Genomic DNA, 18,514 nt, shown 5'->3' on the forward strand with positions numbered 1-18,514 from the left:
TTGGTGCAGCGAGGTCCGCACAGACGCAGTGAAGCCTGACACGACCTTTGATCAGGCGATGCGGACGGAGTTCGGGCGTGCTTGATCGATCATCCGGTTCAGGATGATGACGCCGGTGGCGGCTTCAGTTCGTTGGCCGGGCAACGTGCGTGCACGCAGCTGGTCGCCGAGGATGCGCTTGTAACGCGCCATCGCGGTTTCCGCCTTCGCCCGCTCGCCATAGTCGGTCTGCTTTTGCCAGCCTGAGCGCCCGTGCTCGGCCAGGCTCTGGATGTGGCGGTCCCGCTGGGTCGGGGCGGTTGTGGCGGCCTCGCTCACGACCGCCGTGGCGCGCGGGGGGATGATCACCCGAGCCCCGGCATCCCGGGCGGCGATGGTCTGGTAAATCGGTTCGCCGTCGTACGCGCCGTCAGCCATGACGGTGTCGATGGGGCCACTGATCTGGTCGAGCAGCGGTCCGACCTGGGAGGCGTCCCCGTCGCTGGTGGTGGTCAGCGTGGCCGCGACGATGGCGCTGCTGGCGGCATCCACCGCGAGATGGAGTTTGCGCCAGGTCCGCGGCCCGCGCACGCCATGCTTGTCGCGGTGCCACTCGCCGGCCCCGTAGACCTTCAAGCCGGTGCTGTCGATCACCAGCGTGACCGGGCCCGTCGGCAGGGCCGTGGCCAACACCGGCGTCAAGCGCGCCGCCCGGCGACTGATCGTCGTGTGGTCGGGAACCGGCAGGTCCACGCCCAGGAGATCCAGCAACGAGCCGAGCAGCCCCTCGGTCTGGCGCAGCGGCTGATGAAACACCAAGCGGACCATGAGGGCTGTTTCGATAGCCGTCTGCGAGTAGCGCGCTTGCCCACCGGGCGTCGTCCGCGGCGCCGCTCGCCAGGCGGCGATCGCCGTGTCGCTGACCCACAGCGTCAGACTGCCGCGCCGGCGCAGTCCGGCTTCGTACGACGCCCAATTCGTTACTTTGAACCGCATCTTCGGGATGTGATGGCGCCGCGCGTCGTTGTGTTTGTTCGGCATGCCGAGGCTGACCAATCCGGTAATCAAGAGACGCGCCCTTCTACACGATGACCCAGGACCGGCAATCCCGAACCTCGCTGCACCAACGCCATTCATTGCATGATCGTCGTTCACGCAGCCGCCCGGACCGGAATGCCGTCCAGGAACCGCGAAGGAGCTTTGGTGCACGGAGTCGGGGGCCGGTCTGTTCGCCCTTTCTGCCGCCGGTTACGCGCTGCGGACGGAGGTGGGGCGCCCTGCGTCGAGCATGCGGTTGAGCGCCGTTACGCCGATGATGGCTTCGGCTTGCTGCGCGGGCAGACTCCGGGCGTGCAGGCGGTCACCGAGAATGCCCTTATAGCGCGCCATGGCCGTTTCTCCTTTGGAGCGGCGGCCGTATTTGGTCTCGGCCTGCCAGCTCATCCGGCCGGTATCGACGATCCGCTGGATGTGGCGGTCGCGCCGGGTCGGAGCCGTGTCTGCCGTGTTGCTTGGCACCAGGGTGGCGCGCGGCGGGATGATCACCTCCAGCCACACGGCTTCGATGATGATTTCGGCCGGAAAATGGAAACCGCGGTAGGGGGCGGGGGCGTGCTCATGCCCACCTACCTGCCATGACGAACCGGCCGCCGGCAACCTGACAGCACCATTGTGACAGCGCGGATGTCACGCATGGCGAGGCCTCCAGCCGCCATTACCGGCCGATGGAGGCGCATTGCTCATCGATGTCGCAGCCGCTTCCTCCCTCACAAGGCCGGAGGACGTGCTTGACGGCCCGCGCAATCTCCTGAGACAGGATCCGTGCCTTGGCTGCCGCGGCACCTTCGCCGAGAGTGTCGCAGTCAGCTTTCAGCAAAATCATCGTATCGGCGTGCAGGCGGATCACCGCTTTGGCCTGAGTGGCGGTATAGCCTGGCGCTTCAAGGAACGTGCACAGCGAGTCCGCGATGCAGCCGACGCAGGTGTAGCCGAAGTGCCGCCCCTCTCCACGGATGCGATGGGCAACGGCAAAGATGGCCGATTCCCCAAGTTCGGGAGAGGTCGTGTCCACCAGCGTGCGCAGATCGTTCAGCTCCCGAGCCAAGTGCTCACTGTACTGTCGCTTGAGTTTGCTGATCGCGTCCTGGAACAGGAGGGCGGCGCTCTCTGGCAGTTCGGGAGCGCCGTCACCGATCTTGCGCTTGAGTCGGTTGGGTGGCATGACAATCCGCACCAAGCCGTCTTTGCTCATCCGCACACCTCCTGCGGTGTCCGCGTACAACTCATGATGTCCGAGATGTCTTCCTGCGTGAGCGGGACATCGGGAAGCCGACGGCCCCCGTCCGCAACCGGGCCCTGGTCGGACTGGCGCCGCTTCCGTCCCAGGTACCCCTCCGCGCCTTGGCGGCGGCGATCCGGGCCGATGTAGTTGGGCGCCTCGATGAAGGGACGCGGCCGCTCGATGACCGCGGCAAGGCGATGATAGAGCGCCTGTGGCGAGAGTGGCTTGACCAGGAACTCGCTCACTCCGGCGTTGCGCGCGGCCAGGACATTGCTCAGCCGGCTGTAGGCCGAGATCATGATGATCGGCGTGAAACGTTCCTGACCCGGCAGACGACGGATGCGGCGCGTCAGGTCCAAACCGTTCAGCGGCTGCATGTCCCAGTCGGTGAGAATCACATCCGGCTGCAGCGCCTCCAGTTTGTTCAGGGCGGCGACGCCGCTGTCGGCTTCGGTCACTCGGGTAAACCCCAACGCTTTGAGCATTTGGCGCAGAACCGCGCGCATCCACACGCTGTCATCGACGAGCAGCACGCTCGCGCGATCGAACGCATAGCCTTTCATGCCGTCCCCCGGGTAAACCGCGCCGGTCCGGACAGGGTGCAGGCGGCGCCTTTGAAACTTTCGAATGCATCATAATTTCGGAAGCGCCGTTTGTTAATAAACAAATTGCATCAATTCTAAACCATCTCACGGAGTGTGCCTTTCTGGTGCCGCCAGGTGTAAACGGCCTCTCGCAAAGGATGGCGTGAAGGCGTGCGCGCCGCGCCACTTGGGCTCTGCGCACGGGCGGGAACCGCGTGCTGAACGTTGATCTGCTGGTGAGCGTGCGCGACACGGGCATCGGCAGCGCGCCTGAGCACCTTGGCACGGTTCTGCAGCCGTTCGGGCAGGTGGATAGCCCGAAGGTGCGTCAGGATCGAGGAACCGGACTTGGCCTGCCGATCTGCAGGTCCTGAGGGGAGGCCCATGGCGGCTCGCTTGCCCTGGAGAGTCAGCCCGGCGTGGGTACGGCCGCGATCCTCCGGGTCCCGCACGCTCGCGTCCTCGGCGGACCGGCGTGACGCCATACGCATCTCGTCGCCTGATATTAAGCCCGCCAGAACCCGCTCGTGATCGTCGTGCAGCCACTTCCGCGCGATTTACACGACGGGCAGAACACACCGTAGAGTTCGGTGCCAAGCTCACGGTGCTCGGCTTCCGGGCGCGCTTGCCAGCAGGCGACGGGCATAGAGGGCGTCGGGATGCGTCAGCATCTGTCCCGGATCGTCCATGGCCCAACAGTCCAGCCCCGCCAGCGTCTGGACGCAGGCCATTGCGGCGTCGCGTGACAGGAACTCGCGCGGCAGCCGATGCCCGGTCGGCAGGTGGGTGATGATCCAGACCGGCGTGCCGTCCTCGGCGGTGCGCATGTCGATGCCGAAGGCCCCGCGGACCTCCCCGGTGATCGGGATGACGATGACTTGGCTCGGCGCGGTGCGCTCTGCGGCGACGGTCTCGTAGGTCGCGGGTGTCCAGTCCGATTTGCCGATCAGATCGCGGTTGCGCATGTCTGGCCTGGAGTGAGGTCGTTGCCCTGCTTGGAGATTCCACCGAGCCCCCGTCGTGAGGACATCGCTCTTGGTTCCATGTTGATCAGGCGTATCTTACCGCGAGGTTTCGTTCGGCGAGCGGCGCGGCGGTGGGGAGCCGGGAGCCGCCCGCCACCGCACGATGCTGCGCACCGCGAACAGGGCGTTGTCGTTGTCCTCGATGGCAAAGTAGCGACGCAGTTCGACCACGGCTGCCCACTCGCCGCCGTCCTCGTAGGCGCGACTGATCGCCGCGCGTTCCTCCTCGCTCACCGTGAACATACCAAACCCTTCTTCGCAACTTTGGAATTGGCCGTTGTAAGGGCCTCCACCATAGGCCGGTCGCCTTCGCTCTTCGGCACAGGCAACTCACGCGCGCATCTGGTCGGCCCGCTCACCGGGCACGTCGAGATCGCCGCACAGGACCGTCATAACTGGACTTCATCTCTTTGTCGCGGTCATCGGCGTCATTGGCGTGTCGGTGTGGGCGACACGTCCGGATCACCCCCGCCGTGGGCAAAGCCGGGGGCCCGCGGGTCCCGCCCCGCGGGCCCGCCTTGAGATAGCCAAGGCGGGCTGAGTCGCTTGGGAGGAACCACCCCACAAGGGAGTGTCATCTTGCGGGCATTTGGCTCCCAACAGGGGTAAGCTGAAAACGTTGCGAGGGAAAAATGAACCCGCCTCGGTGTGGATCAGGCGGGTCAGGGTTCGGTTTCACCAATGCATGCGTTGCCCAAACGTGCTCGGGCCTGGATGGTTCCCCGGTGGGATTGGACGAGGTCACACTTGGCGGTGAGCCAGCTTTAGGAGCTGCTTGCGCCATGCCAGCCAAGCTGGTGGTGGACGCAGCAGCATTTGAACCTGCAACCAGACTGTTATGAGCGGCCCGCTCTTACCGTTGAGCTATGGGTCCGTGGTGCGCCTGAAGGGACTTGAACCCCCACGACTGTCGTCACCGGAACCTCAATCCGGCGTGTCCTGCCAATTCCGCGACAGGCGCTATGGTCGGAGCGACTGGATTCGAACCAGCGACCCTCTGCTCCCAAAGCAGATGCGCTACCAGACTGCGCTACGCTCCGTCAACTGGTGCGGGCAGCGGGGTTCGAACCCGCACGCTGATGGCGAGGGATTTTAAGTCCCTTGCGTCTACCAATTTCGCCATGCCCGCCCTGTGTCGTACTGATATAGCGCTTCAGCTAGGAAATTGTCATGGCGATTGGGGCTTTATGCCGAAGCGGCTGTAGAGCTGCATGCGTAGTTCGGGCCTAGCCACGTCCCAGCTGTACGGCCCGGCCGCCGCCCGATAGCTGCTCTCCGCAGTGGCCACTGTCACTTCTGGCGCCTGCGCATCCTGAACACGCACCAGCCAAGCAGCGCCGTGACGATGAGCGATAGCGTGAAGGGTATGCTGTCGGGTCTGAGCCCATACCCGATCGAGCCACCGAACAGTGTCACCGAGCGGTCCCACAGGTAGGCGAGCAGCAGGATGATCGTGTTGATCGCGGATAGGCCGTTCGCGACGTAGAGAACAAAACGCATCAGCGTTCCCCTGTGGCTGCGGGTCCCGGCGCCACCATGCCAGCTAATGCCACCCCGCGCACCAGCCGAAGGGGCCTTTGCGGTACTGGCAGCGCATGCAGTTCTAAGGAGAGGTCCGAGAGGCGAGGGGAGGTGCGCGATTCCGTGAGCTCCGATCCCCCTCCTGATAGCTTGATCTACCCGGCCTATTGGCGCTACTGCGCCCCTGTGCGAAGGGCGTTCAGGTCCGAAGGAGCGCCTGGCAAAGGACCAGGGCAGCAATGGAAATCAAGCTCGACGTCAACTCGGAAAATATCCTTTCGGCGGAGGAAACGCGGTCTCTCGCGGCCTCTATCAAGGCCTTACAGGAGCGCGTCGAAGAGGCTGAAGAGGAGGTCGCCCGGCTAAGAGAAGCGGTGCGTCAGGAATCCGCTCGAGCTGACAAGGCTGAGGCATCCTTGGCCGAAGTTCGAGCAGCGGTCCAGCAAGCGATTACCGATATCTCCGCCAGCGATTAACGCCTTGGCGGTCTGGATGACCGAAGCCACAGTGCCTTCTTCAGGAACTGCTTGCGGCGGTCGGGCAATGAAGGCGGCGGGCCAGGACCAGAACCCGCCCCTCATTAATGGATGGCGCCTATTTGCCCCGAATGCGAAAGACGCCACATGGTAACCGCCCAAGCCAATCGCAGATCGCGCACACTCTCATCCATGCGCTTGGCGTGTTTGCGCATTCTGGAGAACATTATGGCGTCGTCAAGAAAACTGGCGCAATCCTCCATGCCGAATGCCAGCATGTTGCGAATTTCGTGAGTGAGAAATTCGATCGCGCATAAATCAATTTCGTCTCCGTTGCCACTCTCCAATGCATCAAGCATCATTGATATTGCGGCAAGACGGTGCTGTATCCCCAAAATAGTCTTGGTGTCCATCCTCACCTCCAAATCTAACCCTACGGAGGCACTCGCGGTGTGCTGAGTCGGATTTTATGGATTGGACGATCGGTGCACTGAGCGCAATCCGGATCAGCGAAGGGCCTAGATGTATGCGTGAGGTAGGCCAGCATACGGCAGGCCTCAATGCCGTGCGTTATAGGCAAGGGATCTGAGTAGCCCCGGTATTCCTGGCCCCAGCGGTCGCGAAAGGGATCGTGGTAAAAGTTGCGCCGGATCTCGCGGTGGATGGTCGAGCGGTGCCGGCCCAACTCCGCCGCGATCACCGCCACCGGCACCTTAGCGTCACGCATCTTCTGAATGCGCCGCCGTTCCGCCAGATCGATGTGGGAATACTGCGTGCCCATCCTGACCCCCTGAAGCCGCTAAGCTCTTGTACTGACACAAAAGTTGCACTTCAGGATAGAACCTGCCCCGGCGCCAACCTCAAGTCCTATAAGATGGATTATGAAAAATACAAGCCATACACCGAGAGATGTCGTTACCAGAAAGGTAACAATTGGCTTGCGCGGAGCTGCCGGTTCTGTTACCTATCTGGTAACGCGCCGGGGCTTGCAATGGCAATTATCAAAATCAAACATAAGGGGTTGCGCGAGCTGTTCGAGGACGGCCGCTCGGCCAAGGTGAGCAAGGCTCTGCAAGCCAACGCCATCCTTATCATGGACCACCTCGATGGCATCACAGCGTTGGATGACTGTCAGGGGGTCAAGGACTTTCATGAATTGTCCGGTAATCGCAAAGGCGAGTACAGCATGCACGTTTCCGGAAACTGGTGCATCACCTTCATCTTTGACGGCCATGACGTCACCATCCTGGATCTGGAGGACTATCACTGATGTCCGAGCTTCGCCGCAACCGCCGCCCGACGCATCCTGGGATGATCCTGCGGGCGCATTACATGGAACCGCGCGGGATCTCCGTCACCGACCTGGCCGATGCACTCGACATAAGCCGCAAGCACGCCAGCCAGATCATCAATGGGCACACGCGCATCGAGCCGATGATGGCGGTGCGGCTGTCGCGCGTGCTCGGGACGACGCCGCGCTTCTGGCTCAATCTGCAGGCTTCTGTCGACGAATGGGATGCCAACGTCGAACTCGCCGATTGGCAACCTCGCACGACCTTTGCTGCACCTGGCCCGACCAATCATCCCGTGTAGATGAACCCTCCCGCCCCTGCTTGAGCTGGCGCTCAGGGAAGCCTCCTCAACCGAGTTACGGACTCCCGGAGAATCCGAGAATCCGAACGGGTCAGGCTCCGGGTCCTCCGCCGGGTTGGTCAGGTCCGTGCAGCCGACGCCGATGAGCCGGAAGGCACGACCATCGGCCTCAGACTTCAGGATTTCGTCGGTGACCCGAAGAATGTCAGCGGCCGAACGGGTCGGCTCGACGCGGCGGGAGCGGGTGAACTGGGTGAAGTCAGCGGCTTTGAACTTGACCACGACACTGCGGCCGAGCGCCCCTTCCCGCGCCATGCGGCGCTCCACCTTGTTCGCCAACGGCCGCAACTCTTCCCGCGGCGCCGCGGCCGCCGACACGTCCCAGTCGAAGGTCGTTTCCGCGGAAATCGATTTGCTGGGACCTTCCGGCTCGACCTTCCGGTTGTCCTCGCCGCATGTTGTCCTCGCTGCGTGCAAAGCGGTGCAGCGTTGGGCCGAAACTTCCGGACCGCCTTGGCCAGCCAAAGCTCGTCCTTGCTCTGCAGTTCGCCGACGGTGGTGATGCGGTCGGCCCACAGCTTCCGCTCCAACGCCGGGCCGACACCCCCCAGAATGATGACTCGCTTCGGCGCTCGCAGGGCGGCGGCCTCGGCCCGGCCGACCATCAAGAAGCCGCGCGGCTTGTCAGCCCACCTCGCGGCCTGGGCCGGGGTGTGCCCCGACAACTACGCCAGCGCCGGCCGTAAGCGTGGCGCCGGATTCCGGCGCGGCAATCTCCACCTCAAGACCGCCCTGGTCGGCGCCGCCAAGACCGCGGTGCGCACCAAGGGCAGGAACTGGAAGGCCAAGCACCACACGCTCAAAGCGCGCCGCGGCGCCCTGCGCGCGACCCTGGCGATCGCCCACAAGGTCTTGATCGCCGCCTATCACATGCTCGCCGCGCATCAAACGTATAAGGACCTGGACGAAGATCACCTAAACCACGTCGATCAGAAACGCGCAGCCCGCCGGCCCGTCCAGCACCTCGAAAGCCTCGGCTTCGAGGTCGTCGCGACGCCCAAGGCCGCTTGAACCGGGAGCGCCCCATGCATCGCGGCCCACCCGACCGAGGGATTTTCATGGCAGTGTCCGTTGCTACTCGCCTCCCAGGTGGCACCAAATCGCCCACAGATGCCGGGAGTCGGCCAACGCTCGGTGCTGCCGGGGTGCCATTTGGCTGGCTGCGGTGATGGCCGCCTGCACGGCAGTCGCGTCGGCGCCGACTAGGCGCAGGAGATCCGTAAAGGGCCGCACGTTTAGTGACGCCGGCGGGCTGGCCCATTCCAGAAGGCGGGCCAGCCATTGGCTGTCGATCACAGCGGCGTCGGTGTAAAGCAACACGTCGGCGAGCTGTGCGGCGGCCCGATCAGCGACATAAGCTGCCGACCACCCTTCATGTTCCAGCCACGCGTGGGAGAGACCGTGAAGCGCTTCCGCAGCAGCATCCCACCCCGCGGCCGTCCACTCGTCGGGTGGACAGATCAGCCACGCTTCGCCGGTTCCATTGGCAAAGGTCCATCCGACTTCCACAGGATAGGAGCCAGGGCCGAAACCAGAGGCCTCGATGTCGAGAAAGGCAAGCCGCGTCATGGTGGGACTATAACATCAGGGCAACCTTCTGGATTCGCGCCAAAGTGAGTACACGCCTGAGACGGCGACGCGCTGCGCATACCGGCAGGCAGACGATGGCCAGACCCACTGGAAATAGGGAGCGCAAACGATCACGCATGATCGAGCGGGTTTGCCGTTTGCTCATTTCCGATCCCCTCTGAAGCCGGTGGGCGTTATGACGCCGCCGGACCATTGTAGCGCGAACTCCTAAACCATTCGAACCATGCGCCCCGCCCTACCGCCGAGGCTCGCCGAACCGTCGGCCGCTGCCTGGCCCGAATGGCGGCGGCCCCGCCGGCACGCTTATCACCACGGCGCCGGAGGGAGACGGCCTTACGGGCTTCGGGCCGCCGGGCGGCCAAGTTACCGGCAAACGCGTGACGTCGAGGTCGTCGGCGGTGCTGGTCCGCAGAGACTGCGCGAAGGCTGCAATCTCCTTGGGCGGCATGGCCGCAAGCGTCGCGAGCAGCAACGAGCGGGCGGGAAGCTCCCGGCCGATCTGCCGCTCCAAGGCCTGGATCTCGCGCCCGATCGCGTGCATATAGGCGACATCATCCGGGCCGACCGGCCGCGACGGCGGCAGCACCTCGGGGGCTGGATGAAACGCGCCGGCTGGCGTCGCCGTCCCGAGATGGGTCGTGCCGTCCTCGGTGTGACGGCGGAGGTGGACAACGGCGGCGCGGTCCTGAGCGGCCTCCACCGCGGCGGCGATGGCCTCGGCGTCAGTGCGGGTGTCGGGGAGGTTGCGCACGTCCGGCGGCGGCAAGGCGAAGGTGAGGAAATAGCCGTATGTGGGATCGGGAATGGCGCTGTCGTCCATGATGTCCTTACCGGTCGGGGCAAATGCCATGGGCATGCTCGCTCACGCTGAAACCGACGTCGAGGGGCGAGGTCCGGGGGCGGAATGCGCCCGGTGCATGACGCACGTTTGCATCATTTGGTGTAGGCGCCACCGCGCCGCGCCGGTCGCGCTGCGCGCGACAGTAAAACCGAAAGAAAATGGCGGGCGCTTCGAAGCAAGTACTCGCGAACCGTTAAAAGCTTTCCGCATTATACTGTTGCGTACCACATCAAATCAGAATACAATTAAAGCAGTTAAAGGCCACACTGCAACAGTCCGCTAATCGCGTGCGGGAGGATCGCGCGCTACTGACGGGAGGATACGATGCGCGAGATTATGGCGATCTTGATTGCCCTATCGGTCCTGAACGGCGGCGCCGGTGGGCAAATGGATGCTGGGCGCATGCTGGGGAGCGCGGCGCAGGCCGGCGGCGCATGGACGATATCAGCGATATCATCGATGCGCACCATTGGCTCGTTCGGTGACGGGCGCACCACGGGCGCGGGCGCGGCGCGCGCAGGTAAGTTTGGATGGTGACCAGCACCACACGAACCGTTCAGATCAGGCTGGAGCCTGCAAGAGGGCGCGGGCGTCCTCGTAACCGAATGCTGACGGTCTGAACACTGGCGGTGCAGCCTTGCTCCTTCAGTTCCCGATGAAGCTGGACGGCGTTGCGGCAGCCCTCCCGCCAGCGGCGCTCCAAATACGCCTGAAAGCCATCGAGCACCGTTGGCCCGTGGGGACGGGCATGCTCCGGAGCTCCCCCAGCGGCGAGCCAGCGTTCGACGGAGCGGCGGCTCATCCCCTGGTCAGATCAACACGCTTCATGGCCCGTCCATCTCCCACTCTTCGTCCAGCTTGGAAGCGGTGTTCTGCGTCGACTGCGGCTGCGCTATAGCGATGATCTCCGGCAGAATGCCGGCGGCGTGCGCAGCCTCGCGAGCGGCCGGAACCATCAGCACTCGTTTGGCCGCACGGACGCGAAGCTCATCCAGAACAAGAATGATCTCGGCGGAATAGCCGGCGGCAGCGTCGTCGCCGCGCAACACCTCAACGGTCTGCGCGGCCGCACTGTCGCCCCACTGCTCGACGGCCGCCAGGTAGACCGGCAGGGGGGCGCGTTGGGCGGCGGGGGTGAGCGCATAGCGGTAAAGCTCGAACGCGCGGTCCTCGCGCGCCTGGAGCGACAGGTCGCGCGGCGGGGCTGGTGGCTCGGCAACAGGCGTGGCCAGCGGTTGCTCCGGCAGGGGCGGTGTGGTCGGCTGCGCGGCCGGTCCCGGCTCGGCGAGGACGGAGCGCATGTGCGCCCGCTCCCAAGCCGTAAGCTGAGACTCGATACTGGCACAGTCGGGATGGCTGCGGATCTCATGAGCCAAGACAAGCACGACGGCACGCGTCCGCCACGCGACTGTGTAGGCGTCGTCGGGAACGGGTATCTCGTGTTCGCCGTGGTCCTCCAGCACCTCCGCACAGCGGACGGCCTCGGCAACAGCGGCGCGGAACTCGACCACCATCTGCTCCGCTGTCCGCTCCTGCGGTTCGGTCGCGGTGACCGGCGCCGACGGCACGATGTCCTGCGGCGCCGCTGGTGCGGTCGGAGCGGGCGTCGGGTGTGCGGCGGTGGCGGTGCATTCGTGGACGGTGCCGGCGGATACTGAAATGGATGGGACTGGCTGTAGCAGCGCAGCCGGGTCGGCAAGGTCGGCGATGGCGCGGCGGGTGCGCGCGGTGGACCATTGCACTTCGAGTGCGTCAAGGTCGGGCGCGTCCACGTCGGCGCTGTATGTGTGCGTTCCGTCCTTCGACCGGCTTTTCGCCACGTATGCGAGGTGGCGGTCAAGCCGCGCATGGTTGAGTTCCCACGTGCCGCCCGCGATGCTGCATCCTTGAGTTTTTTCCACGGTTGCCCCATAGCCAAGGGCAAAGTCGGCCCATTCGCCGGTGTCCACGGTCACAGTGCGCTTGCTGTCCAGCAGAACCCGCAACACGGGCGCCTGCCCGTCCGGCTGCTCGATGCCGACGATGCGGCCAATGCTGCCGTTTTGCACGCCGATCTGCCGGTTGTTACGCAGGAACAGGAGGCGGTCGCCAATGGCTACCTGCACTTCTTCGACCTCGGGTTCTCCTTCCCATGGAACATGAACGGTCGTAACCGTCACGTCCGCCCCCAGCATGCCGCGCGAGCGGACATGGGCGCGAATGGCGGCATTGACCGCGCGAGCGTCGGCGTTCGTCCCGGTCAGCACCAGGCGCGACAGGTCCAGGCCGCGCGCTTCCATGTCGGCCACGACAGCGGCTGTCAACTCTTCGCGGGCGGCGGCGCGTAGGTCAATGCTGAGCGCGTAGTCTGGTGGGGAATCGGAAAGTAGGCCAAGCTCGGCCGCAACCTCGGGCGCCTGGTCGTCGGCCTCAGCGCGTGTCGGAATGCCATCGGCCATCACCATGTCGCTGGCCAGCCGTAGGCCGTCGATGCCGCACCTGGCCAGCCACGGGCGCACGTGCTCGATGTCGCGCCGGATCGTCCGTGCGGCCTCCTGGGCGCGTTCGCGGGCCTCCAGGAACGCTGGGTCGGCACCCTTGGCCCGGAAGTGCGCGGCGGCCATGGCGCGGGCGTGCCGATACTCCACCAGGACCGCTAACCGGGCGCGGTCGGCGTCCGACAGTGGGCCGATAGCGGCGACGGCTTGCTCGGCCAACAGCTCCAGGGCGCGGGCGCGGCCGTCGATGCCGAGACGAATACCGCCGTGGGCGGCATGGGCGCGCACGGCCTCGCGGGCGCGGGCCGGATCGCCGCTGCCGAACGCTTCGGTCGCTCGGTTGATCCAGTCGTGCCGGTTGCGGACCACTTTGGTGATTTCGAGCGGAGCCGCTACGTCGTGCGTGCTTGCCCACGCCGCGCCGCTCCCGATGGGCTGTGCCTGTTGACGGTCGCCGAGGTTCACGAGCTTCGCGCCTGCGCTGCCGGCGCGCGTCGCGATGGCGTGATACAGCGCATGGTCCATGACCGCGACCTCATCGACGATCAGCACCGTGGTGGAATCAGTGCGGTTCGTGAGCTGCTGTTCGCTCCACTGCCGAAGCCAACGCGCGGCGGCGGCGGGGAGAGTGGAAAGGCGGTCGGTCTGCGCCAGCGCTCGACGCACAGCCTCAAGCTCGCCCTGGCGAGCCTGGCTGCGCGCGTGGGCGATGCGCCGCTCCAAGGACTCCAGCGCGGCCGGGCGGATCGCTGTCAAGTCGCCAGAGGCTAGCGCCTCGGCGATGGCCTTCTGCCGATCGAACCGAGCTATCCAGCCGACCGCGATTTCCGCATTAAGGCCGAGATCGGCGAGGTTCGCCGTGGCAATGCCGCTGTGTGCGATGGCCTGCACGCGCATACCATGGGCCGCCAACACCGGGGCCGCGCCGGCAACCGCCGTCGATTTGCCCGAACCGGCAAGGCCGGTCGCGGATACCCAATCGGCGCCGGACAGGATCGCCCGCATGAACGCGCGTTGCTGGGTGGACGGTGAATAGTCCTCGTCCGCCTCCACCTGGGCACAGAACGCGGCAATCGCCGCTTCGGCCTCCGCCAGCGGTATAGCGTGCCGGCTGGTCGCAGCCATGCTGCGCGCCGCGGCGCGAATCTCCGCCTCCAGCGTGGCAAGGTGCCGCGTGGTGAACCACGATCGGCCATCGTCGGATGGAACTGGCAACAGGTCCTGGTCCTCCAGCACCGCCGCCAGCACCGCCGTCCGCAGGCTCTCGGCATCGGTCGCCGAAAGAATGGCGGCCTCGATTTCGAGGTCGGTGAACCGGGCCTCCCGGCGCGCAAGGTCGTCCAGGACGGCGCGGGCGATGCCGGCAGGGTCGGGCGGCGCGTCGGCCGGCGCCGGCGCCGTGGGAACCTCGCCAGCGGTTGGGACGGCGGCGCGAAGTCTCTGCGCCTCTTCGACGGTCGGCCTCGACAGGTCGCTCAACCGGGCCACGACATCGGGCCGGACGTCGCGCGTGCGAACCGCTTCCCCGTTGGTCTTCCGCGCTGCGATCAGCAAGCGCACGAGGTCGTGCTCCTTGCCGTCCTCGGCGATGACCAACCAATGCCCGGCCTTGTCTCCCCGGGCCAGCACCAGGCCGACGTCCTGAAGGGCCGTCGCGAAGGCAGGCCCGGTGTTGCTGCTCTGCCAGGCCGAAAGAATGGCGGCGTCGATCTGCGGCCCTATACGCCAGGCGGGCTGGGGTGCCGCCTCGGTGGCCTGCGCCGCACGGCTGTGCTCGCGCGCTTCAGCGGTGTTCGGCAAGTCCGGCACAAGGTCGACGATGCAGTCAAGCACCTCGTCCCGCTGCGCCTGCCACGTCGCCTCCCGCTCGGCGCCGGCATCGGACAGTCCTTGCCACACGGCGCGGCCGACTTCATGCACGCCCCCGGCTGCGTCCACCAGAACAACGGTGTTCGGCTTGTCGCCGGTCGCCAGCCATAGGCCGGCGCCGCGGAGGGCATCGCGGAACGCCTCGCCGTCCTGGCTCACCGTCCAGGTGTGCGCCGCCGCGGCGCGTACGGCCGCGACTGGAACGCGCGTGCGCTTTTGCTGCTGCTCTTGCCACGATTCCCGTTTCGGGGGAGCGGGCGGCGGCTTGTCCAGCCCGTTCGCCCGCATGAACGCGGCGGCGGCACGCTGGGCGGGGTCGTTGCTCTTTTCGAGCCACCGCAGCACGGTCGCGTGGTTCTTCCCTGGAACAACCCGGTGCCCGAACTCGCATTCCAGGATCCGGCCAACCTTCTCGTTGACGATCTTCGACCACGACAGCTTAGCGGCGGTGCCGTTCCCATCAACGAGCTGGTAGACGCGGTGTTGATGCTCCCGGCCCTTTTTGACGTGGGTCACCTCCACGAAGGAGTGCCCAACGATTCCGTGTTCCCGCTCGAAGACCTCCCATGCCCGCCGCCACTGCTCGGCCGTCCATTTCGGGTCGATCGGCGCGGGATTGAGCGAGGTATGGAACAACGACTTTTGGCAGCGCGTCCCGGCGGCCTGGGCCTCAAGCTCGGCTAAGAGTTTGTGCAGGTCGTCGGACTTCACTACACCGGTAACGCTGCTGATCGCCACCTGTTCGTTCTCGTCTTTTAATAAGTGGTCGGCCAATTGCGCCGAACCGGCGCGCTGCACGCCTCGAACAGTCGTCATGGTCCAACCTCGTCGTCGGCTTGCCAGCGGGTCGAAAGCAGCGCCATCAGAAGGTCGCGCAAGCGGCGGATGTCCTGCGCCGCCTCGACCAGGTCGCGCGGAGGCGTTGCGTAATGTCGCACCAATTGATCGACGTTTGAATCCTGTTTGCCAAGCTCATGCAGGATCCGCCCCAGCACGAACGCGACGGAGCGCGCCAAGCGGGCGCGGCGCAACGGCGCGAAGTTGAGGAGCTTGGCGCGGAAGTAATCGGCCGGGTCGACGCCGGCATACCGAGCGGCGGCTTCGAACGCGGCAAGCTCCCTGGCATCGAGCCGTGTCGCGACCACCGTTTGCCGCTGGCGCCGCCCCTGGTGCTGCTGGCGCGGTGTGGGGGCGGCCGACAACACGGCGGCGGGAGGTGTGGCCTGCACTGGCACAGGAAGAGCGACGGGCGCCGGTTTCGGAACTTCCAGGGCTGCGGTCAACGAGGCGCACAAGGCCGGCCAGCGGGCGAACAGCCGTTGGAGTGTGTCGAGGCGGGGAGCGCGGCGGGAGGCGTTCGCGGCGACCGCCAGCCAGTTCAGGGTGCGGCCATGCGTCACCAGTCCGCGCCGGAGATCGGCAAGGGGGCGCGGGTCCAGCGTGACCGCGGCCGCTCGGAACGCCGGGCCGCCGTCCCGCAGCAGCGCCCACCGGGCGAACTGCGCCGGGACGTACCAGCCGCCGGGTGCCCGCAGCTGCCGCGCAAGCTCGGCGCGCTCAGCCTCGCTGAGCCGCGTCGAGATGGTATGCGGGCGGGTGCGCATGACGGGCGCCTCGGCGGCCGGAAGGGGGTCCACGGGGGGGCGACGCCCCCCTGGCAAGTTGGAGCGGTTTACCGCTCCCGACTTGCTAAGCTCAAGCTAATACGCCACGCCTCAGCTTGCCACAGTCACGTTACGGCGCCTCCCGCCTCGCAGTGCCACTGCGCTGTCACGGAGACTGCTGCGTTCCATCAGATTTTGCCACGTTATGCCATGCGCCGTCGCGGTCGAGCCACGTTTTGCCACGTTACAACTCGTACAGTCACGTACTGCCGCAAAATGTGTTGACGCGATGAATTGCCAAGCTCAAGGTATCCGCATAAGACGAGGACACGATGAACGAACACGACCTGCCCTCCCTGACCGAGGCCGTCGCAAAAGCCGTCGCGCATCGCCACCGAACTGAAGCGGTCCCGCTCCAGCGCGCCGTCAACGCTGTTGTCGATTTGCTGTCTTGGCTGCGCCTGCAGGGCGTCCCGTACGAAACTTTGACGGTCGCTCTCGCACGCCACGATGTGATGATAAAGCCCGCAACATTGCGGAGCCTGCTGCGCCGCTCCACCCAACGTCGCGCCAGCGGACGCCCAATGCCAGATCCGCTCGTGGCGCTACCGGGAGCATCGCGCCCATCGCCGTCTATATGTGTCGCCCCTGCTGCAGCCACCCAGCCGTCCAGCACGACGACAGACCACGCGACGCAAAACGCCGCTGGCGCGCCCGAGGCGCGCGAGAAGACCGAGAATGGAGTGGATGAGGTTTTTGAGCGCGTGAAACAGCGCGAAGCCGCAGACCGTCAGCGCCTCGAAGGCGGTCCTGATTTCGACATGTTCGCAGATTTCAAAATCAGAGGACCGAAAAAATGAACGTGATAATGGTCGTGAATGACAAAGGTGGCGTTGGCAAAAGCTTCACAGCGCAGGGGATTTACCTCGCCGCATTGAAGCGAAAGCTCAAGCTGACGGTCACAGAAGTCGAAATGGGCCGTCGACTGGGGGCGATAATTCCGGAAGCGAGGACGGTCAAGCCGCCGGTCCTGACGCCGGAGGAGCTTTATCGAAACCCCGACGCGCTGTTCCAAGTTTGGGATCAAGAAGCGGACCGCTGGGCCAGTGGCGAACACCTGGTGGATTTTGGCGCCAACGTTTTCAACTCCTTCGCCACATGGGCCAGCCGCGTCGGCCGCGAGTACCTGGGAACCGGCGTCAGACTGACCCTCGTCGCGGTCCTGAGCATGGAACAGCACGGCTTGAACAGCGGCCTCAAGCACCTCTACGACATGTCCACCCTGTTTCCTGAAGCGCGGCGGGTCGCGGTCCTCAACCCGGTGATCGCGGACTTCATTGAAGGCGATAAGCGCCTTGCGTCGTTGCTGGAAAAAGCACGAGGAACGGGCGCGCCGATTGAACAGGTTCGCGTGGAGCGCATGAGTGCACCGGCTTGGGGTTACATGCTCAACATGGGCAGGGTCGATCAGGTGTTGGTGGACGAAGCTGGGAAGGAAGCCCTCATGGAGTTCCTACCCAAGGGCGCGGTTTTAAGGTCGTACCCCGTGCTGGAAGCGTGGCTGACGGGCTGGGTGTCGGCACTGGATCAAGTCCTGCCGGTACCCGTGTCGTGACCGTGCACCGGCAGGAATGGGAGGCGCACAGTGCGCAAACGCTGGCGCGCCTCCAGGCGCTCTCCCCTCTCCATTTGCCAGCAGCTATCAAAGAGGCGGAAGCAAAAAACGATCTGTCAGACGATGACAAAAGGAAGCTTCTGGAATACCTTTGCAGGCTAATAAGTAATTATCGAGACATATTTGAGGAAAACGGACATGTGATCGCCGAGCTTAGGCGCGAACTCGACTCGGCAAAGGAAGAGCACGGCCGGCTGACGACGCAGTTAACGGTGCGAATCGAGGACATACGAACCGAGCACTTTTGTGAAGTCGCCGCGTTACGAAGGCGCGTGGACAAGGCTGAGGCTGAAGCGTCGAGCAACAATGCCGCTGCGAACGTCTTCAAAATCGCAAGCGACAGATTTGGGGCTGAGGCCAAGCGCGAACGGGCGAAGTGCCTGGCATTACTCCATGCACTGTGCGCCACAGCCTACGCGAATCCGCCGCAAGCCCGCGACGCTTTGATCAGCGGCGCCACGCCGGCCGACGCCGGACGTCTGGCAGGGTCCTGGTTCGCGCCGCGCGCTTTGCTGAGAGCACGTTGGGCACTCGCCATTCTGTCGACTGCCCTGAGGCCCTCTCCCAGGAAGGTCGCACAGCGAGCTTTTGGGGGACCGGTAGCGGAGGCCCCGCCAGCCGCGAAGGGTCAGCATCCAGCACGATAAGCACACTCCAGTCAATCTTGGCGATCTCCCGCGCGAAGTGCGGTCACCGCCCCATATTTGACACCCATCGGCGCCATTCTGGTGCATGCTTGGCATCTTGCTCGGTATGCTTCCCGGCATTCTGATCTGCCGGCTGCGTCGGGGGATAAAACCGAAATGGAATGAGTGCATATTTCGGCGGAAAGCGCCCGGGCGGTTTGGGCAAACCGCCCACCCATTTCGGTGATTTTGCCCACCCGTTGGCGTGGTGGAGCCGGCGTTCGAACCTGAAAGAGTTCGATGGCGGCCATGA

Annotated in this window: 21 protein-coding genes, 4 tRNA genes and 2 pseudogenes; 9 read left to right on the forward strand and 18 right to left on the reverse strand. The window is 65.1% G+C overall.

Annotated features, from left to right (window positions below; translation table 11 throughout):
• Window positions 1-51: 51 nt before the first annotated feature.
• The 4 genes from M2351_RS20355 to M2351_RS20370 form a co-directional block, all read right to left on the reverse strand.
• Window positions 52-1,020, reverse strand: a complete 969-nt coding sequence (locus M2351_RS20355) for an IS5 family transposase (RefSeq protein ID WP_264657785.1) — start codon at window positions 1,018-1,020, stop codon at window positions 52-54.
• 207 nt (window positions 1,021-1,227) lie between these two features.
• A complete protein-coding gene (locus M2351_RS20360; protein WP_406567414.1) occupies window positions 1,228-1,635 on the reverse strand; it encodes a hypothetical protein in 408 nt (135 codons plus the stop codon).
• Window positions 1,636-1,693: 58 nt separating this feature from the next.
• Window positions 1,694-2,230: a hypothetical protein gene (locus M2351_RS20365; RefSeq protein ID WP_264657891.1), complete on the reverse strand. Its 537-nt coding sequence runs from the start codon at window positions 2,228-2,230 to the stop codon at window positions 1,694-1,696.
• Window positions 2,227-2,823, reverse strand: coding sequence for a response regulator (locus tag M2351_RS20370; RefSeq protein ID WP_264657892.1), 597 nt, complete (start codon window positions 2,821-2,823; stop codon window positions 2,227-2,229). The genes M2351_RS20365 and M2351_RS20370 overlap by 4 nt, the downstream gene beginning before the upstream one ends.
• 236 nt (window positions 2,824-3,059) lie before the next feature.
• On the opposite strand from M2351_RS20370, the gene M2351_RS20375 reads away from it, so the two are divergent.
• On the forward strand, window positions 3,060-3,218 hold the full coding sequence (locus tag M2351_RS20375) for an ATP-binding protein (RefSeq protein ID WP_264657893.1): 159 nt from the start codon (window positions 3,060-3,062) through the stop codon (window positions 3,216-3,218).
• 225 nt (window positions 3,219-3,443) lie between these two features.
• On the opposite strand, the gene M2351_RS20380 is transcribed toward M2351_RS20375, so the two are convergent.
• From M2351_RS20380 to M2351_RS20410, 7 genes are all read right to left on the reverse strand, one after another.
• A complete protein-coding gene (locus M2351_RS20380) occupies window positions 3,444-3,809 on the reverse strand; it encodes a hypothetical protein (RefSeq protein ID WP_264657894.1) in 366 nt (121 codons plus the stop codon).
• Window positions 3,810-3,905: 96 nt separating this feature from the next.
• Complete coding sequence (locus M2351_RS20385; RefSeq protein ID WP_264657895.1) at window positions 3,906-4,112, reverse strand: hypothetical protein; 207 nt, start codon at window positions 4,110-4,112, stop codon at window positions 3,906-3,908.
• Between the two features lie 555 nt (window positions 4,113-4,667).
• Window positions 4,668-4,743, reverse strand: a tRNA-Met gene (locus M2351_RS20390).
• Between the two features lies 1 nt (window position 4,744).
• Window positions 4,745-4,830: transfer RNA gene (locus M2351_RS20395), tRNA-Leu, on the reverse strand.
• A 2-nt stretch (window positions 4,831-4,832) separates the two neighbouring features.
• Window positions 4,833-4,909: transfer RNA gene (locus M2351_RS20400), tRNA-Pro, on the reverse strand.
• Window positions 4,910-4,914: 5 nt separating this feature from the next.
• Window positions 4,915-4,998: transfer RNA gene (locus M2351_RS20405), tRNA-Leu, on the reverse strand.
• 161 nt (window positions 4,999-5,159) lie between these two features.
• Window positions 5,160-5,369: a hypothetical protein gene (locus M2351_RS20410; protein ID WP_264657896.1), complete on the reverse strand. Its 210-nt coding sequence runs from the start codon at window positions 5,367-5,369 to the stop codon at window positions 5,160-5,162.
• Window positions 5,370-5,629: 260 nt separating this feature from the next.
• Here M2351_RS20410 and M2351_RS20415 point away from each other — a divergent pair, with 260 nt between their 5' ends.
• Window positions 5,630-5,866 (forward strand): hypothetical protein, encoded by a 237-nt coding sequence (locus M2351_RS20415; RefSeq protein WP_264657897.1) that lies wholly within the window; start codon window positions 5,630-5,632, stop codon window positions 5,864-5,866.
• Between the two features lie 104 nt (window positions 5,867-5,970).
• Here the strand turns inward: M2351_RS20415 and M2351_RS20420 are convergent, their stop codons facing one another.
• The gene (locus M2351_RS20420; RefSeq protein WP_264657898.1) at window positions 5,971-6,279 is read right to left on the reverse strand and encodes a hypothetical protein; all 309 of its coding nucleotides are present in this window, start codon (window positions 6,277-6,279) and stop codon (window positions 5,971-5,973) included.
• A gap of 176 nt (window positions 6,280-6,455) precedes the next feature.
• Window positions 6,456-6,647 (reverse strand): annotated as a pseudogene (locus tag M2351_RS20425) (helix-turn-helix domain-containing protein); the annotation flags it as partial.
• 210 nt (window positions 6,648-6,857) lie between these two features.
• Between M2351_RS20425 and M2351_RS20430 the strand changes: the two are divergent.
• Together M2351_RS20430 and M2351_RS20435 are read left to right on the forward strand one after the other, a co-directional pair.
• Window positions 6,858-7,136 carry a type II toxin-antitoxin system RelE/ParE family toxin gene (locus M2351_RS20430; RefSeq protein WP_264657899.1) on the forward strand — a complete coding sequence of 93 codons (279 nt, stop codon included), beginning with the start codon at window positions 6,858-6,860 and terminating at the stop codon, window positions 7,134-7,136.
• On the forward strand, window positions 7,136-7,459 hold the full coding sequence (locus M2351_RS20435) for a HigA family addiction module antitoxin (protein ID WP_264657900.1): 324 nt from the start codon (window positions 7,136-7,138) through the stop codon (window positions 7,457-7,459). The genes M2351_RS20430 and M2351_RS20435 overlap by 1 nt, the downstream gene beginning before the upstream one ends.
• A gap of 168 nt (window positions 7,460-7,627) precedes the next feature.
• On the opposite strand, the pseudogene M2351_RS44970 reads toward M2351_RS20435, so the two are convergent.
• Window positions 7,628-8,035, reverse strand: a pseudogene (locus M2351_RS44970) (DinB/UmuC family translesion DNA polymerase); the annotation flags it as partial.
• Between the two features lie 36 nt (window positions 8,036-8,071).
• On the opposite strand from M2351_RS44970, the gene M2351_RS20445 reads away from it, so the two are divergent.
• Window positions 8,072-8,530: a transposase gene (locus M2351_RS20445; protein WP_264657901.1), complete on the forward strand. Its 459-nt coding sequence runs from the start codon at window positions 8,072-8,074 to the stop codon at window positions 8,528-8,530.
• Window positions 8,531-8,593: 63 nt separating this feature from the next.
• Here M2351_RS20445 and M2351_RS20450 read toward each other — a convergent pair whose 3' ends face one another.
• Window positions 8,594-9,088 carry a hypothetical protein gene (locus M2351_RS20450; RefSeq protein WP_264657902.1) on the reverse strand — a complete coding sequence of 165 codons (495 nt, stop codon included), beginning with the start codon at window positions 9,086-9,088 and terminating at the stop codon, window positions 8,594-8,596.
• Window positions 9,089-9,344: 256 nt separating this feature from the next.
• Window positions 9,345-9,959 (reverse strand): hypothetical protein, encoded by a 615-nt coding sequence (locus tag M2351_RS20455; protein WP_264657903.1) that lies wholly within the window; start codon window positions 9,957-9,959, stop codon window positions 9,345-9,347.
• Window positions 9,960-10,274: 315 nt separating this feature from the next.
• Here M2351_RS20455 and M2351_RS20460 point away from each other — a divergent pair, with 315 nt between their 5' ends.
• Window positions 10,275-10,487 (forward strand): hypothetical protein, encoded by a 213-nt coding sequence (locus M2351_RS20460; protein WP_264657904.1) that lies wholly within the window; start codon window positions 10,275-10,277, stop codon window positions 10,485-10,487.
• Window positions 10,488-10,774: 287 nt separating this feature from the next.
• Here M2351_RS20460 and M2351_RS20465 read toward each other — a convergent pair whose 3' ends face one another.
• Window positions 10,775-15,112 (reverse strand): AAA family ATPase, encoded by a 4,338-nt coding sequence (locus M2351_RS20465; protein ID WP_264657905.1) that lies wholly within the window; start codon window positions 15,110-15,112, stop codon window positions 10,775-10,777.
• Window positions 15,109-15,900, reverse strand: coding sequence for a hypothetical protein (locus tag M2351_RS20470; protein WP_264657906.1), 792 nt, complete (start codon window positions 15,898-15,900; stop codon window positions 15,109-15,111). The genes M2351_RS20465 and M2351_RS20470 overlap by 4 nt, the downstream gene beginning before the upstream one ends.
• A 332-nt stretch (window positions 15,901-16,232) precedes the next feature.
• On the opposite strand from M2351_RS20470, the gene M2351_RS20475 reads away from it, so the two are divergent.
• Genes M2351_RS20475 through M2351_RS20485 form a run of 3 tightly spaced genes read left to right on the forward strand, consistent with a single transcriptional unit; the run spans window position 16,233 to window position 18,222 of the window.
• Entirely contained in the window at window positions 16,233-16,760 is a 528-nt protein-coding gene (locus M2351_RS20475) for a hypothetical protein (RefSeq protein WP_264657907.1), read from the forward strand.
• Window positions 16,757-17,515 carry a ParA family protein gene (locus M2351_RS20480; RefSeq protein WP_264657908.1) on the forward strand — a complete coding sequence of 253 codons (759 nt, stop codon included), beginning with the start codon at window positions 16,757-16,759 and terminating at the stop codon, window positions 17,513-17,515. Before M2351_RS20475 ends, M2351_RS20480 begins: the two co-directional genes overlap by 4 nt.
• The gene (locus tag M2351_RS20485; RefSeq protein WP_264657909.1) at window positions 17,512-18,222 is read left to right on the forward strand and encodes a hypothetical protein; all 711 of its coding nucleotides are present in this window, start codon (window positions 17,512-17,514) and stop codon (window positions 18,220-18,222) included. Before M2351_RS20480 ends, M2351_RS20485 begins: the two co-directional genes overlap by 4 nt.
• Window positions 18,223-18,514 lie beyond the last annotated feature (292 nt).

The sequence above is a fragment of the Azospirillum canadense genome (assembly GCF_025961225.1).
GTDB lineage: Bacteria > Pseudomonadota > Alphaproteobacteria > Azospirillales > Azospirillaceae > Azospirillum > Azospirillum canadense.